The sequence below is a fragment of the Breoghania corrubedonensis genome (assembly GCF_003053845.1).
Lineage (GTDB): Bacteria > Pseudomonadota > Alphaproteobacteria > Rhizobiales > Stappiaceae > Breoghania > Breoghania corrubedonensis.
Genome location: NZ_QAYG01000002.1, coordinates 459,925 through 473,887, shown reverse-complemented (window position 1 = coordinate 473,887; position 13,963 = coordinate 459,925). Strand labels below are relative to the sequence as shown.

Below are 13,963 nucleotides of genomic sequence, written 5' to 3'. Positions count from 1 at the left end.
ATGGGGGAGCAGCGGTCATGCGCGTTTCTTTGAAACGCCGGATCTACGAACTTCTGGAAAAAGGCGCGGCCGGCGATATCGGCAGCGTCATCCTCGATCGCTCGCTCATCGCCCTCATTCTGGTCAATGTCGCGTCGGTCATCCTGTCGACCGTCGACAGTGTCGAGCGCGAGTGGGGCGGCGCCTTCCTGCTTGTCGAAGTCCTGTCGGGTATCGTCTTTTCGGCCGAGTATTTCGCGCGGCTGTGGGTGGCGGACATGCATCCGCCGTTGCGCGGGCTCGGCCCGCTTAAGGCGCGTATCCGGTATGCGATGCAACCCTTCGCGGTGATCGATCTGCTGGCCGTGGCGCCGTTCTGGCTGCCGTTGCTGGGCGGCGATCTCCGCGCCCTCGTGGTGTTTCGGCTGCTCCGGTTCCTCAAGCTCGCGCGCTATTCGCCGGCGCTGCGCTCTCTCGTTTCCGCGCTCGCCTCGGAACGCCGGGCGCTCATCGCGAGCTTCGTCATCATCTGCGGCATCGTGCTTGTGGCGGCCACCGCTTTGCACCTGATCGAGGGCGATGACCAGCCGGAGGTCTTCGGCTCCATTCCCGCCGCCATCTGGTGGGCGATCGCCACCGTCACGACAGTCGGCTACGGCGATGTGGTGCCCGTCTCCGTGGCGGGCAAGATCGTCGGCGGCATTGTCATGCTGCTGGGCTACGGTCTGCTGGCGCTGCCCATCGGCGTCGTCGCCACCGCCTTCGCGCGCGAGATCCACAGCCGCGAATTCGTCATAACCTGGGGCATGGTCGCCCGCGTGCCGTTGTTCGAGGACCTGAACGCCGCCGATATCGCGGAGGTGACGGGGCTTCTCCATTCGCAGACGGTGGAACGCGGAGAGATCATCGCGCGCGAAGGCGATGCGGGAACCAGCATGTTCTTCATCGCCTCGGGCACGGTGGAGATCAACCTCGCGGATCGCACCGTCACCATGCATGAGGGCAACTTCTTCGGCGAAATGGCGGTTCTCCACCGCACGCGCCGCTCGGCCACGGTGGTGGCCACCTCGCGCTGCCGGCTTCTGGTGCTCGATGGCGATGATCTGCACCGCCTGATGCGGCGCAATCCGGCCATCGCACGCCGGGTGCGCGAGGCGGCGCGCGAACGGCTGGCAGAGACCCAGAACGGCGATATGGCCCGCGAGGAATTCGTCGAACAGGGGGGGGATCCCGCGCGGGACGACTGACGGCCCCAATATGAACACGAAGGGGCGCTTCCCTAAGGGGATGGAACCTGAGGGCGTGTGGTGCGTTCTCCCCTCAGATCAACGACCTTTCAGTCGGTTGCGGCCGATGAACCCTGGTTGATCGGTTTCGGCGCCTGGAGGCGGTCCGTCAGTGTCCGGAAAGGATGCGGGTGGCTTTCCAGGGAGCATGACGGCGGGGGCGACCCTCCCATGTCTCTACGCCTGCAGGAAGCACGTCCGCGTGCCTTCCCGCTCTCGTCTTCGCCCGGCCCGGATGTTTCCAAATGGCTTGGCCGACCTTTCGACGTACGGAGGATAAAGCATGTACACCAAACTCCTGATCGCCGGCGCCGCGGCCTTGATGCTCGCGGGTTGCCAGACAGACAGTCAGTCCGATCGTGCCCTTGGCGGCGCGGGCCTGGGTGCCGCGACCGGTGCCGTCATCGGCGGCGTGACCACGGGCACGGGCGGCGGTGCCGCCGTTGGCGCTGTTGCGGGCGGTGCGGCCGGCGCGATGATCGGCGCGGCCACCACCCCGAAGAACTGCTGGGCGCGCGACGCCTACGGCAACCCCTACCGGGTCGCCTGCCCGTAAGCGGCAGACAGGTTTTCGATACGGGAAAGGCGGGCACCGGGCCCGCCTTTTTTGTGTGTCGATGAAGCTTCCGTCGAGGCGTTGATCTCTCCAGCGTCATCCCGGGCGCGCTGCAACGTGAAACGTTGTTGCGCAGAACCGGGATCTCGAGCGGCAGGCTTCGAGCGTAGTTCCCGGTTCTACGAAGCGGCACTGCGCGCCGCATCGCGTCCGGGATGACGCTGGAGGGAGGGCCCAAGTGGCAGTGAAGCGGGGAAATGCTTCTCAGTGCTCGGCCATCGCCTTGGCGAGGTTCTCGTCGATCTTGTCGAGGAAGCCCGTCGTCGACAGCCAGCCCTGGTCGGGGCCCACCAGCAGCGCCAGATCCTTGGTCATGTACCCGGCTTCCACCGTATCCACGCAGACATGCTCCAGAGTGGCGGCGAAGCGGGCGAGCTGGTCGTTGCCGTCGAGCTTGGCGCGGTGGGCGAGACCGCGGGTCCAGGCGAAGATCGAGGCGATGGAATTGGTCGATGTCGCCTCGCCCTTCTGGTGCTGGCGGTAGTGGCGCGTCACCGTGCCGTGGGCGGCTTCCGCCTCCACCGTCTTGCCGTCCGGCGTCATCAGCACCGAGGTCATCAGCCCCAGCGACCCGAACCCTTGCGCCACGATGTCGGACTGCACGTCGCCGTCGTAGTTCTTGCAGGCCCAGACATAGCCGCCCGACCATTTCAGGCTCGAAGCCACCATGTCGTCGATCAGCCGGTGCTCGTACCAGATCCCGGCCTCGGCGAACTTCTGCTTGAACTCGGCCTCGTAGATCTCCTGGAAGAGATCCTTGAAGCGCCCGTCATAGGCCTTGAGGATGGTGTTCTTGGTCGAAAGATAACACGGCACGCGGCGCTGCAGGGCGTAGTTGAAAGAGGCCTGGGCGAAGTCGCGGATGGATGCGTCCAGATTGTACATCGCCATGGCGACGCCGGCCCCCGGCGCGTCATAGACCTCGCGCTCGATGGTCTCGCCATCCTCGCCGACGAACTTGATCGTCAGCTTGCCCTTGCCGGGAAAATGGAAATCGGTGGCGCGGTACTGGTCGCCGAAGGCATGACGGCCGACGATGATCGGCTGCGTCCAGCCGGGCACCAGCCGGGGCACATTCTTGCAGATGATCGGCTCGCGGAAGATGACGCCGCCCAGAATGTTGCGGATCGTGCCGTTGGGCGAGCGCCACATCTTCTTCAGCCCGAACTCCTCCACCCGCGCCTCGTCCGGCGTGATGGTGGCGCATTTCACGCCGACGCCGTGCTTCTTGATGGCGTTGGCCGCGTCCACCGTGATCTGGTCGTCGGTCTCGTCGCGCTTTTCCATCGACAGGTCGTAATATTCCAGGTCGATGTCGAGATAGGGGTGGATGAGCTTGTCCTTGATGAACTGCCAGATGATCCGGGTCATCTCGTCCCCGTCGAGCTCGACGACGGGATTATCAACCTTGATCTTCGCCATTTCCTGCAGTCCTCGCTTCATCGGTGATGGGCTTGGTGGGGGCTTCCGGCCGGCCTTCCCGGCACGCCGGATCGCGGACCTCCGTCAAATCGTGTGCCGTTGTATACGATTGCGCGCACCCAAACGCGAGCCCTTTCTGAAAGCCCGCTATAGCAGAGCCGCGTGACGCAACGAAAGAGCGGGGCTTTGCGGGGGAATACGGAGCGATGGGGGCGGCTCACCCCATCTCTCCGTGACTTCAAATCTCTCCAGTGTCATCCCGGGCGCGCTGCGAGGTGAAACGTTGCTGCGCAGAACCGGGATCTCACCTCAGTTGCTGCCGCCCGGGATCCCGGGTCTGCACAGCTGCACTGACGTGCCGCTGTGCGCCCGGGATGACGCTGGAGAGGTCTGATCGAGCGGAAAGATTCAAACGGGACACCCGAAGGCGCAGTCCGGGCAATCCGGCGGGCTACGGTGGATGGGGAGGGCGTTGGATCACCCGGGCGGAGCCTGTGCCCGCGAAAGCGGGTGCCGGGTGATGACGGAGGAAGGGGGCGAGGGGATGACGGTGGAGAGGGCAGGGGATGATGGCGAAGACGTGATGCCGGCGGAAAGATGCGCGTGCCTGGATCCTCTCCCGGCTGCCGCCCCACCACCTCCCCCCGCAATCGCCGATTGATCCCTTCCCCTACCTTCGTATATCATCACATACGAATATAAATATGTGATTTGGAGGGGAAGTCCGATGACCGCACATTCACATTCCCAGGCGCGGGGGCGGGCCGGGCCGCGGCCGTTCTGGCCGCCGCTTGCCGCAGGCATTGCGCTTGGCCTTGCGCTGCTGGTGACGTTCCTCATCTCCGGCCATGGGCTCGGCGCCTCCGGCTTCGTCACCCGGCTGGCGGCCGATGTCAGCGACAGGGTCGCGCCCGCCGCCACCGCCGCCAATGCCTATTTCGGGCCCTTCGTACAGGCCGGCAGCCCGCTTGCTGCGTGGATCACCTGGGAGGCCGTCGGCGTGCTGATCGGCGCCTATCTCGGTGCGCGCTCGGCCGGGCGCATCTCGGTTCAGGTGGAGCGCGGGCCGAACGTCTCCCGCTCCCAGCGTTTTGTCTACGCCTTCATCGGCGGTGCGCTGACGGGCTTCGGCGCCAGGCTTGCGCGCGGCTGCACCTCCGGCCTCGGGCTTTCCGGCGGGGCGACGCTGGCGGTGGCCGGTTTCGTGTTTCTCGCCGGATTCTTCATCGCCGGCTTCGTCGTCTCCATGGCCATGCGGAGGGTCTGGCAATGAGCATTCCGTTCTACGATTCGGGGCTCGCCAGCGGGCTTCTCTCCGGCGTCCTGTTCGGCTTCGCGCTGGAGGCGGCGGGCTTCGGCTCCCCGCGCAAGCTCACCGGCCAGTTCACGCTGAAGGACTTCGCCGTCTTCAAGGTGATGTTCACTGCCGTGCTGGTGGCGGCCATCGGGCTTTACGCACTCCGGCTTTCCGGCGTCATCGCGGATAATTCGGTCTACATCCCGACACTGTTCTTCTGGGCGATGGCGGGCGGCGGCGTGCTGATCGGGGCGGGCTTTGCGCTCGGCGGCTATTGTCCGGGCACATCGCTTGCCGGCCTCGGGTCGGGCCGGATCGATGCGCTGGTGTTCTTCGCCGGCATGGTGGCGGGCACCATCGTCTTTGCCGCCGTGTTCGAGCCGCTCACCGGCTTCTATCTCGCCGCCAAGGGGCCCGACGCCCAGCGCCTGACCGATCTCACCGGTCTGCCGGAATGGCTGATCCTCGCCGTGCTCGTCGTGGTGGCGGCCGGCGGTTTCGTGCTTGGCGGCAAGCTGGAGCGGGCGCGCGGCGGCCCCTTCACAGCCGAGGATGTCTGCACCCCGCAGGCCGAGGACACCGAAAAAGTTCAACGACATGGACAGGCCCTGGAAGCCTGAACCGAGGAGGAACGTTCCATGACCAGAAAAACCCGCAAGAGCCTGCTTTCCGCAGCCTTCATGCCGGTGGCGGTCGTGATGGTGGGGGCCGCAGGGCCCGCCGCCTTCGCGCAAGCCACCAACCCTTGCGCGCCCGCGCTGGTGAACCCGTGCGCCCCGGCCGCGGCAAGGCCCGCCAATCCGTGCGCCCCGGCTGCCGCCGCACCGGCAAAGCCCGCGCAGGATGCGGCGTTTCCCGCCGGGCCCTATGACACGACCACGAAGTACACGCAGGCGGCGTTCGGCGACAAGATGCCCGGTATCGTCAAGAACTACCTGCGCGCCACGCCCTATATCGGCACCGGCGGGCTGATCGATCCGGCCGGCATGGGCATGCTCGCCGGCCTCGGCTTCAAGACCATCGTCAACCTCAACACCGCCGAGGAGGGCGCGACCACCGAGGGCCCGCTCGTGGAAAAGGCCGGCATGGCCTACATCAACGTTCCGGTACCGACCAAGGCGCCGACGGCGGAGCAGATCGCGGAGCTGTCGAAGGTCCTCAACGATCCCGGCAACTACCCGATCCTGGTTCATTGCGAGTCGGCCAACCGCGTCGGCGCCATGTGGGCGCTCTACCGGGCGGCCTCGGGCGTTCCGGCGGAAATCGCGGTGGAGGAAGGGCGCACCATCGGACTGAAGACCAGCCGCGAGCCGGCCGTGCGCGAACAGCTCGGCCTGCCACCGCTTTGAACCGGGGATGGCGGTCTGCGGCAGCTTGAGCGACGACGCGGACCGGAGTGAGGCAACCGCGCGCGAAAGTCTCAATGTGCTCCCGGTGCGCCTGCGGCACCGGGGCGACAAATCGACGAGGGAAACGATGGGGCATCCTCAAGCGGCCGCATGCGCGGACGAGGCATCACACGTCATGCCGGATCTTTCCGGCATTGCGGGCGAACAATTGGAAGCCATGCACGATGCGGCCGCCACCGTGCTCACCTGTGAGCGGGTGCTGGCGAAATCCGGCAGCTCGGTCGTCGCCGAGGTGCTGCGCAACCAGGGCGATTTCCTGATCTGGGAGCGCTATCCGCGCGGCGATGTGCAGGATGGCGCCAGTCACTATTTCTACCATTCCCATACCCCGCACGAGATGATGGACGGAGAGAACGGCCATTTCCATCTCTTCGTGCGCCCTGCGCGCGTCGCGCCGGGGCTCAGGCCGTGGCAACTCTCCTGCGCTTTCGTGCCCGACAACGAGGCCGACCGCTTCGTCCATATCGGCGCCATCTCGGTGGATGCGGCCGGCCGGCCCTTGCGCCTCTTCACCACCAACCGCTGGGTGACCAACGAGACGCTCTACCGGGCGCAGGACGTGATCGGGTTGCTGGATCATTTCGAGATCGAGCTTGCCCATCCCAACTGGGCGGTGAACCAGTGGCTCAATGCGATGGTGACGCTTTATCGTCCGCAATTCGAGGCGCTGCTCGCGCAACGCGACGCGGCGCTTGAAGCCTGGGCGGAACGCCATCCGGATTGCGAGGTGCTGGAAGACCGGCGGTTGCAGAATACCAGCGAGGTGCGGGTCGACACGAATGCCCAGATCGCCGCGATCGAGGCCGCTTTGGGGCTTTGAGGGCGGCGCGGGCTCTGGAACGCGGAGACATGCCTCGCACGAAACGCGACAGCGCGCGTATCACAAGAAAGGGCGGCCGGATCGGCCGCCCTTTCCTGGTTGGTGGGTCGTGGCGAAAGGCAGCGCCCGAAAGCCGCTGCTGCACGCGGATCAGGTCTCCAGGAAGCCCGGACCCTTGAAGCAGCGCACCGGGTTGCCGCGTTCCACCCGCTTGTGCAGCAGGTTTTCGGCGGATCGTTGCCGCATCGCCTCCGCCTGTTGCGCGAAGTAGAGGCGGGCTTCCAGTCGTTCCAGCGCCATCTGCTTGTTGCGGTGCTGGGAACGTTCGTCCTTCGCGATGACCGAAATGCCGCTCGGCAGGTGCGTCAGACGGACGGCACTGTCCGTGGTGTTCTGGTGCTGTCCGCCGGGTCCGCCCGCCCGGAACGTCTCGAACCTGAGATCGTTGCGGTCGATCCGGCAAAGGAGGTCGTCTCCGGTTTTCACCGCGAAGACGCCGACGAACCAGTTCTGGCGCTTGTGATGGGGACGGAAGGGGCTCGGGGCGGTCCATCGCACCGTCCCTCGCCAGCGTTGCGCAAATCCGTCCACCCGTTCGCCATCGATGGTCACCAGCGCGGAGGCGAGATCTTTCGCCGGTGCGTCCTCCATCCGCATGTCGTTGGGCAGGGCGATGGAGACGGAAAGCCCCACCGCCGCCGCTTCGCGTTCCATCCGCCGCACCACCAGCGCCACCGCCAGGCGGCATTCGCGCGGGCCGTCGCCACTCGTCACCAGAAGACGTCGCTTTTGCGAAGCGCTCATCGCCGCGACCTCCTCTTTTCGTGTCCGCGTTTCGTCCCTTCGGCCCGCTTGTCCGGCGGCGAGGACTTCTTGAAGGTCACGAGCGGCTTCAAGGTCGCAAGCGTGGTGACGAGGCCGCTCTGTTCCAGATCCCGGATCACCTGGAGCGGGTTCTTGTAGGCGGCGGGGGCCTCCTCGATCAGCAGAGCGCGGTCGTCGCAGATCACGAGACCGCCGGAGCCGTTGCGGGCGAGCTTCTCGCGCTCGGAACGTGTCTGTCCGACGCGGCCCGTCATCGAGCGACGGTCGTATTTGCGGCCCGCCCCATGCGCGAGCGAGAAAAGCGCGTCCTCGCGTGCCGCCGTGGGCCGCACGAGGAAACTCGCGCTATCGCGCGAGCCGGCGATCGGGACGACAGGGATATCGGCCTTTGCCGCGCCTTTGCGGTGGAGGAACGCGCCTTCATGCAGCTCGATCAGATTGTGCGGCACATCCGCGATGAGCCGACAACCGGTGCGCAACGCATCGGCGGCCCGCTCGGCAATGACCGCACGGTTGAGCCGGGCCCAGGCGACGGCCGCGTCATGTGCCCGCAGGTAGCGGGTTGCCCGCTCGTGCGTGCCATCGAGGCCATCCGTGGCGTCGCGGATCGTGTCGAAGACGGCGGAACCCAGCGCGCGGGAGCCGGAGTGAACCAGCAGCAGGGTGCTCTCGCGAGACAGCCCCAATGCGGCGAAAGCCTGCGTGTCGGCCACGCTCTCCACGCCCTGCACCTCGCAGAAGTGGTTGCCGCCGCCGATGGTGCCGAGCGCCTCGGGATAGAGATCCGGGGCAAGGCCCGCGGCCGTAAGACGCGCGGCCGCATCGCCTTCAAAGCCGCCTTCAAGCGCCTTGAGCCTTTCGGCGACCTTGTCGAGCCTCAGTTTTCGCGCCGGGATATCGAGCACGAAAAGCGACATGCCGCACCCGATGTCGTTGCCGATGAGGTGCGGATAGAGCCGGGTTGCCAGGATCGCGCTGCCGACCGGGCCGTACTTGCCGGGATGAAGATCGGGAAACGCCGCGATCCGCCGCACGCCGACGCGTTGCGACACCTGCCGCAACTGATCGATTGCGGCCCCCTCGATCCAGGAGGCTTCGGAATAGAACGTATGGATGGACGCCTCGCCGGCAAAAGCCGGAGAGCCATCCGCAAAAGGATTGCCCATGTTGGGATACCTTTGAATACAGGAACACGTCGGGACGAGGGGCCTTGCCCTGTCCCGCACATCCCGGCCCGGCCGCTAACGCGGTCTAGCGCAGGGTTGCTGCCCTCTTGGGCAAGCGGCTCGCGAACTGCATGTGTTGCGGCTTCCCGTATTCAAAGTAAAAGCGAACGCCGTCTCGCGGCCGGTGTCCGGAGCGTGTTCCGATCGGATTGAACCAATCTGATCGAGGGGAACAGGCCCGGCATGTTGACCCGGAGCGGCTTGTCGGCGTTCGGACGGTTTCGCCCGAACAACCGGCGCTCTAGATGCGCCCGCGCGCCACGGATCGCAACCCCCGCCTTGCCGCTCCGATCATGCAAGATCGGGAGTGTTGCTCATGCGCAACGCAAGAAACCGGCAGGCTGTCCGCGCACGAAAGGCGGCCGCGTGCGTATCACATGAAAAAGGGCGGCCAGATCGGCCGCCCCTTTCGGTCTCGTTCCGGCCAATCCGGCCTCAGCCGATGATGGCGTTCAGCGTGGCGCTGGGGCGCATGGCGGCGGCGGTCTTCTCGTGCGAGCCGTGATAGTAGCCGCCGAGATCGACCGACGAACCTTGCGCGCTGTTCAGCTCGCCCAGGATCTTGTCCGCGTTCTCCGCAAGCGCCTTGGCGATGGGGGCGAAGTGCGCGGCCAGATCGCCGTCCTTGTCCTGCTGGCTCAGGGCCTCGGCCCAGAACTTCGCCAGGTAGAAGTGGCTGCCGCGATTGTCGAGTTCACCCACCTTGCGGCGCGGGGACTTGTCCTCGTCGAGAAGCTTGGCGATCGCCGCGTCCAGCGTGTCGGCCAGAACCTGCGCCTTGTCGTTGCCGGTCTTCTGGGCGAGATGTTCCAGCGAGGCGCCGAGCGCGCAGAATTCGCCCAGCGAATCCCAGCGCAGGTGGCCTTCCTCGACAAGCTGCTGCACGTGCTTGGGCGCGGAGCCGCCGGCCCCCGTCTCGAACAGCCCGCCGCCGGCCATCAGCGGCACGATGGAGAGCATCTTCGCAGACGTGCCGACCTCCAGGATCGGGAACAGGTCGGTGAGATAATCGCGCAGCACGTTGCCGGTGATCGAGATCGTGTCCTCGCCCTTGGCGATGCGCTCCACCGAACGCTTCGCCGCGTCCTGCGGGGCCATGATCTTGAGATCGAGGCCCGTCAGATCATGCTCGGGCAGGTAATGGTCCACCTTCTTGATGAGCTCGGCATCATGCGCGCGCTTCCTGTCGAGCCAGAAGATGCCCGGCATACCGGAAAGCCGCATGCGGGTCACGCCCAGCTTCACCCAGTCGCGGATGGCGGCATCGGTGGCGCGGCAGGCGCGCCACACGTCGCCTTCCTCCACTTCATGCTCCATCAGCGTGGTGCCGGCCGCATCCACCATGCGCACCGTGCCGTCGGCGGGCACCTTGAAGGTCTGCGGATGGGAGCCGTACTCCTCCGCCTTCTGCGCCATCAGGCCGACATTCGGCACCGTGCCCATCTTGGCCGGATCGAGCGCGCCGTTCTCGCGGCAATAGTCGATCACCGCCTGGTAGACGCCGGCATAGGATGAGTCCGGGATCACGCACTTGGTGTCGTGTTCCTTGCCGTCCGGGCCCCAGCCCTTGCCGCCCGCACGGATCAGCGCCGGCATGGAGGCGTCGACGATCACGTCGGAGGAGACGTGCAGGTTGGTGATGCCCTTGTCGGAGTTCACCATGTACATGTCCGGCCCGGCATCGAGAGCGGCCTTGATATCGGCCTCCATCGCCGCCTTCGCATCGGCGGGAAGCGTCTCGATCTTGGCGTAGAGGTCGGCGAGGCCGTAATCGGGATCGACGCCGGCTTCCTTCAGCGTCTGCCCGTGCTTTTCGAAGACCGGCTCCAGGAACGCCTTGACCACATGGCCGAAGAGGATGGGGTCGGAGACCTTCATCATCGTGGCCTTGAGGTGGACGGAGAACAGCACGCCCTTTTCCCTGGCGTCGGCGATCTGTTCTTTCAGGAACTTCGACAGCGCCTTCACGCTCATGAAGGTGCCATCGACGACGTCGCCTTCCTGCAACGCGAAATCGCTCTTGAGCACGGTGACAGTGCCGTCCTTGGCCACGAACTCGATCTTCGCCTTGCCGGCGGAGGCGGCCGCGACCGTCACGGACTTCTCGTTGGCGAAGAAGTCGTCCTTGCTCATGGTGGCGACGTGGGTCTTGGAATCCTTTGCCCACGCCCCCATCGAGTGCGGGTGCTTGCGGGCGTATTCCTTCACCGCGTTGGGCGCGCGGCGGTCGGAATTGCCCTCGCGCAGCACCGGGTTCACGGCCGAGCCCTTGACCGCGTCGAACTTCGCGCGGATGGCCTTTTCCTCATCCGTTTTCGGATCGTCGGGATAGGAGGGGATCTTGTAGCCTTGCGCGTTCAGCTCCTTCACGCAGGCGTTGAGCTGGGAAACGGAGGCGGAAACGTTCGGCAGCTTGATGACGTTGGCGTCCGGCTCCTTCACCAGCTTGCCCAGTTCAGCCAGATCGTCCGACTGCTTCTGTTCCTCGGTCAGATATTCCGGAAACGCGGCCAGGATGCGGCCGGCCAGCGAGATGTCCTTCGTCCCGATGGTGATGCCGGCCTCGCCCGTGAAGGCGCGGATGATCGGCAGCAGGGACGCGCTCGCAAGCTGCGGGGCTTCGTCGACCTTGGTGTAGATGATGTCGGGGCGTGCGGCCATGTCTTGTTCGTTCCTGAGGCTTGGTTTGAAGGTGTCCGGGTTTGAAGGTGTTCTGATCGGGAATGAGGTGGGGTCGCGGGCGGGGTAGGAACCGCTCACGGTGACCTGACGGTGTGTCGGCAATTGGCGGACGTTCTTGCGCTGACCTCCCACCGCCACGGCCGCTCCACCGTTTCGATCGAAGGCGGCGGCCGAAAATGAACCGTCGCTGTTTTATTCACTGGCGGGGGCGGGTGCAACAGGGGGAGGAGGGAACAGTCGGGCGGGGGACCCTTCGATGGAAACCGGGTGGCACGGGAATGACATCAAGCGGGCGACCTGAGCCGCAGTCTTGCCGGTGAAGCCTTCGCCTTCGATCAGCATTCCCCGGCGCGCCGTCGCCTAATGCACGCCACAGCCGGGCTGTCCCTCCGTATACATCGCAATATTGACAGCGGCGGCAAGTTTAAACAGGATCAATTATTGGTATTCGATCAGATTTCGACTTTAAATATATGAATTATTTATTTCATGAAACCGAAATCCGAAGTGTCGGACCGGATGCCATGATTTAACAAATTAATATTCATGGAGGAATACAGATGACCAAGACAGTCTGGGGAACCGTCTCCGGGAACGGCGATCTGTTGGCCGGCGCCGGTTGCACGATCAGCAAGCAGGGCACGGGAATTTACGTCATCGATTTCACGACCAGTTTTTCCGGTGTCCCCGCCCTCGTCGGATCGCAGACCGGGTTCGGGTCGCAGGGCCAGAGCCCGCTCGACAACGTCGCCTTTCCCTTCCTCACCGGAGGCACCGCCACGGCGGTGACGGGCGACAATCAAGGCAGCAAGGAAGACCGTCAGTTCTCCTTCATCGCCATCGGCAACTGACCTGGGCCTGCCGGGCTCCAACCATGGCCGCAGACGGTCGGCGCAAGCCTCAGTGGTGCCGGCCGTTTTCGTGCGCGGGGGCGGAGCCCGTACCACTAGCGATGCCGCGGACCGGAGGTTCCTGAACACCTGCGCGAAAACGATGCCGCGCCTGCGACAAACGCCCCACCCCCCTTGCCCTTTGGGGCGAACCTCTCCACTTTCCCCCTCAATACCCTTACCCAGCACGAAGGATTGGACACCACCATGAAGCGCATCGTCATCACCGGTATGGGCGCGGTGACGCCTCTCGGCGTCGGCGTGGATACCTATTGGAAGCGCCTCGTGTCCGGCATGAGCGGCGTGCGTGCGCTCACCCGTTTCGATGCCAGCGATCATGTCTGCAAGGTGGCCGCAGAGGTGCCCAGCCGCGAGGAAGATCCCGAGGGCGGGTTCGATCCCAACGATTTCATCGAGCCGCGCGAGCAGAAGCGCATGGAGCGCTTTATTCATTTCGCTCTCGCTGCTGCGCACGAAGCGCTCGCCCAGGCGCGCTGGAAGCCGGAAACCGATGAGGACCGCGAAAAGACCGCGACCATCATCGCCACCGGTATCGGCGGCTTTCCGGCGATGACGGCTGCGGCCAAGCTTGTTTCCGAAAAGGGGCCGCGCCGCGTCTCTCCCTTCCTGGTGCCCTCGTTCCTGGCCAATCTGGCGGCCGGGCAGGTTTCCATCCGCCACGGCCTGCGCGGGCCGCTGGGAACGCCCGTCACGGCATGCGCGGCCGGCGTCCAGGCGTTGGGCGATGCCTTCCGCATGCTGCGCACCGGCGAGGCCGAAATAGCGGTTGCCGGCGGCGCGGAAGCCTGCATCGATCCTGTCTCCTTTGCCGGGTTTTCCGCCGCGCGCGCGCTTTCCACCAAGCGCAACGACGATCCGCAAGCCGCCTCGCGTCCCTTCGATGCGGAACGCGACGGTTTCGTGATGGGCGAGGGCGCCGGCATTCTTGTGCTGGAAACGCTGGAACACGCGCAAGCGCGCGGCGCGGAGCCGATCGCCGAGATCACCGGCTACGGCACGACCGCCGATGCCCACCATGTCACCGCTTCGCCGGAGGACGCGCGCGGCCAGAAGGGCGCCATGCGCAAGGCGCTGGAAGTGGCAGGCCTGTCGCAGTCCGATATCGGCTACATCAACGCGCACTCCACCTCCACGCCGCTGGGCGATGCGGCGGAGCTGACGGCGATTTCCTCGATCTTCGCCAATCGCGGCAAGGATCTGTCGATCTCCTCGACGAAATCGGCCATCGGCCACCTGCTGGGCGCGGCGGGGGCTGTCGAGGCGATCGCGGCGGTTAAGGCGCTGGTCACCGGCATCATGCCGCCCTCGCTGAACCTCGGCCAGCCGGACGAGGCGGCCCGCGCCTACGACATGCTGAACGAGGGCGCGAAGGAGAAGAAGCTCGCCCACGTGCTCTCCAACGGCTTCGGTTTCGGCGGCGTCAACGCGTCGGTCGTGTTCTCGAAGATCTGAGGGGGACGGAAGGGGTCGATTTCAAGGAGCGCCTGCGG

The 13,963-nt window shown here is 65.5% G+C and carries 12 protein-coding genes; 8 read left to right on the top strand and 4 right to left on the bottom strand.

Annotated features, from left to right (window positions below; translation table 11 throughout):
• Nucleotides 1-17: 17 nt before the first annotated feature.
• Together C8N35_RS10310 and C8N35_RS10305 are read left to right on the top strand one after the other, a co-directional pair.
• Nucleotides 18-1,226 (top strand): cyclic nucleotide-gated ion channel, encoded by a 1,209-nt coding sequence (locus C8N35_RS10310; RefSeq protein WP_107989584.1) that lies wholly within the window; start codon nucleotides 18-20, stop codon nucleotides 1,224-1,226.
• Nucleotides 1,227-1,548: 322 nt separating this feature from the next.
• Complete coding sequence (locus tag C8N35_RS10305; RefSeq protein ID WP_107989583.1) at nucleotides 1,549-1,821, top strand: YMGG-like glycine zipper-containing protein; 273 nt, start codon at nucleotides 1,549-1,551, stop codon at nucleotides 1,819-1,821.
• 264 nt (nucleotides 1,822-2,085) lie between these two features.
• Here C8N35_RS10305 and C8N35_RS10300 read toward each other — a convergent pair whose 3' ends face one another.
• The gene (locus tag C8N35_RS10300; RefSeq protein WP_107989665.1) at nucleotides 2,086-3,303 is read right to left on the bottom strand and encodes an NADP-dependent isocitrate dehydrogenase; all 1,218 of its coding nucleotides are present in this window, start codon (nucleotides 3,301-3,303) and stop codon (nucleotides 2,086-2,088) included.
• Between the two features lie 727 nt (nucleotides 3,304-4,030).
• On the opposite strand from C8N35_RS10300, the gene C8N35_RS10295 reads away from it, so the two are divergent.
• The 4 genes from C8N35_RS10295 to C8N35_RS10280 all read left to right on the top strand — a co-directional run bounded on the left by C8N35_RS10295 (nucleotide 4,031) and on the right by C8N35_RS10280 (nucleotide 6,829).
• On the top strand, nucleotides 4,031-4,576 hold the full coding sequence (locus C8N35_RS10295; protein WP_107989582.1) for a YeeE/YedE thiosulfate transporter family protein: 546 nt from the start codon (nucleotides 4,031-4,033) through the stop codon (nucleotides 4,574-4,576).
• Entirely contained in the window at nucleotides 4,573-5,220 is a 648-nt protein-coding gene (locus C8N35_RS10290) for a DUF6691 family protein (RefSeq protein ID WP_107989581.1), read from the top strand. Before C8N35_RS10295 ends, C8N35_RS10290 begins: the two co-directional genes overlap by 4 nt.
• 18 nt (nucleotides 5,221-5,238) lie before the next feature.
• A complete protein-coding gene (locus C8N35_RS23630) occupies nucleotides 5,239-5,949 on the top strand; it encodes a protein tyrosine phosphatase family protein (RefSeq protein WP_146177373.1) in 711 nt (236 codons plus the stop codon).
• 127 nt (nucleotides 5,950-6,076) lie between these two features.
• A complete protein-coding gene (locus tag C8N35_RS10280; RefSeq protein ID WP_146177372.1) occupies nucleotides 6,077-6,829 on the top strand; it encodes a DUF6969 family protein in 753 nt (250 codons plus the stop codon).
• A 150-nt stretch (nucleotides 6,830-6,979) separates the two neighbouring features.
• On the opposite strand, the gene prfH is transcribed toward C8N35_RS10280, so the two are convergent.
• The 3 genes from prfH to C8N35_RS10265 form a co-directional block, all read right to left on the bottom strand.
• Nucleotides 6,980-7,633 (bottom strand): peptide chain release factor H, encoded by a 654-nt coding sequence (gene prfH / locus C8N35_RS10275; RefSeq protein ID WP_107989579.1) that lies wholly within the window; start codon nucleotides 7,631-7,633, stop codon nucleotides 6,980-6,982.
• On the bottom strand, nucleotides 7,630-8,820 hold the full coding sequence (locus tag C8N35_RS10270; RefSeq protein WP_107989578.1) for an RNA ligase RtcB family protein: 1,191 nt from the start codon (nucleotides 8,818-8,820) through the stop codon (nucleotides 7,630-7,632). The genes prfH and C8N35_RS10270 overlap by 4 nt, the downstream gene beginning before the upstream one ends.
• 495 nt (nucleotides 8,821-9,315) lie before the next feature.
• Nucleotides 9,316-11,541: an NADP-dependent isocitrate dehydrogenase gene (locus C8N35_RS10265; RefSeq protein ID WP_107989577.1), complete on the bottom strand. Its 2,226-nt coding sequence runs from the start codon at nucleotides 11,539-11,541 to the stop codon at nucleotides 9,316-9,318.
• Between the two features lie 581 nt (nucleotides 11,542-12,122).
• On the opposite strand from C8N35_RS10265, the gene C8N35_RS10260 reads away from it, so the two are divergent.
• Nucleotides 12,123-12,413, top strand: a complete 291-nt coding sequence (locus C8N35_RS10260) for a hypothetical protein (protein ID WP_210203470.1) — start codon at nucleotides 12,123-12,125, stop codon at nucleotides 12,411-12,413.
• A 246-nt stretch (nucleotides 12,414-12,659) separates the two neighbouring features.
• Nucleotides 12,660-13,925 (top strand): beta-ketoacyl-ACP synthase II, encoded by a 1,266-nt coding sequence (fabF, locus tag C8N35_RS10255; protein ID WP_107989576.1) that lies wholly within the window; start codon nucleotides 12,660-12,662, stop codon nucleotides 13,923-13,925.
• Nucleotides 13,926-13,963 lie beyond the last annotated feature (38 nt).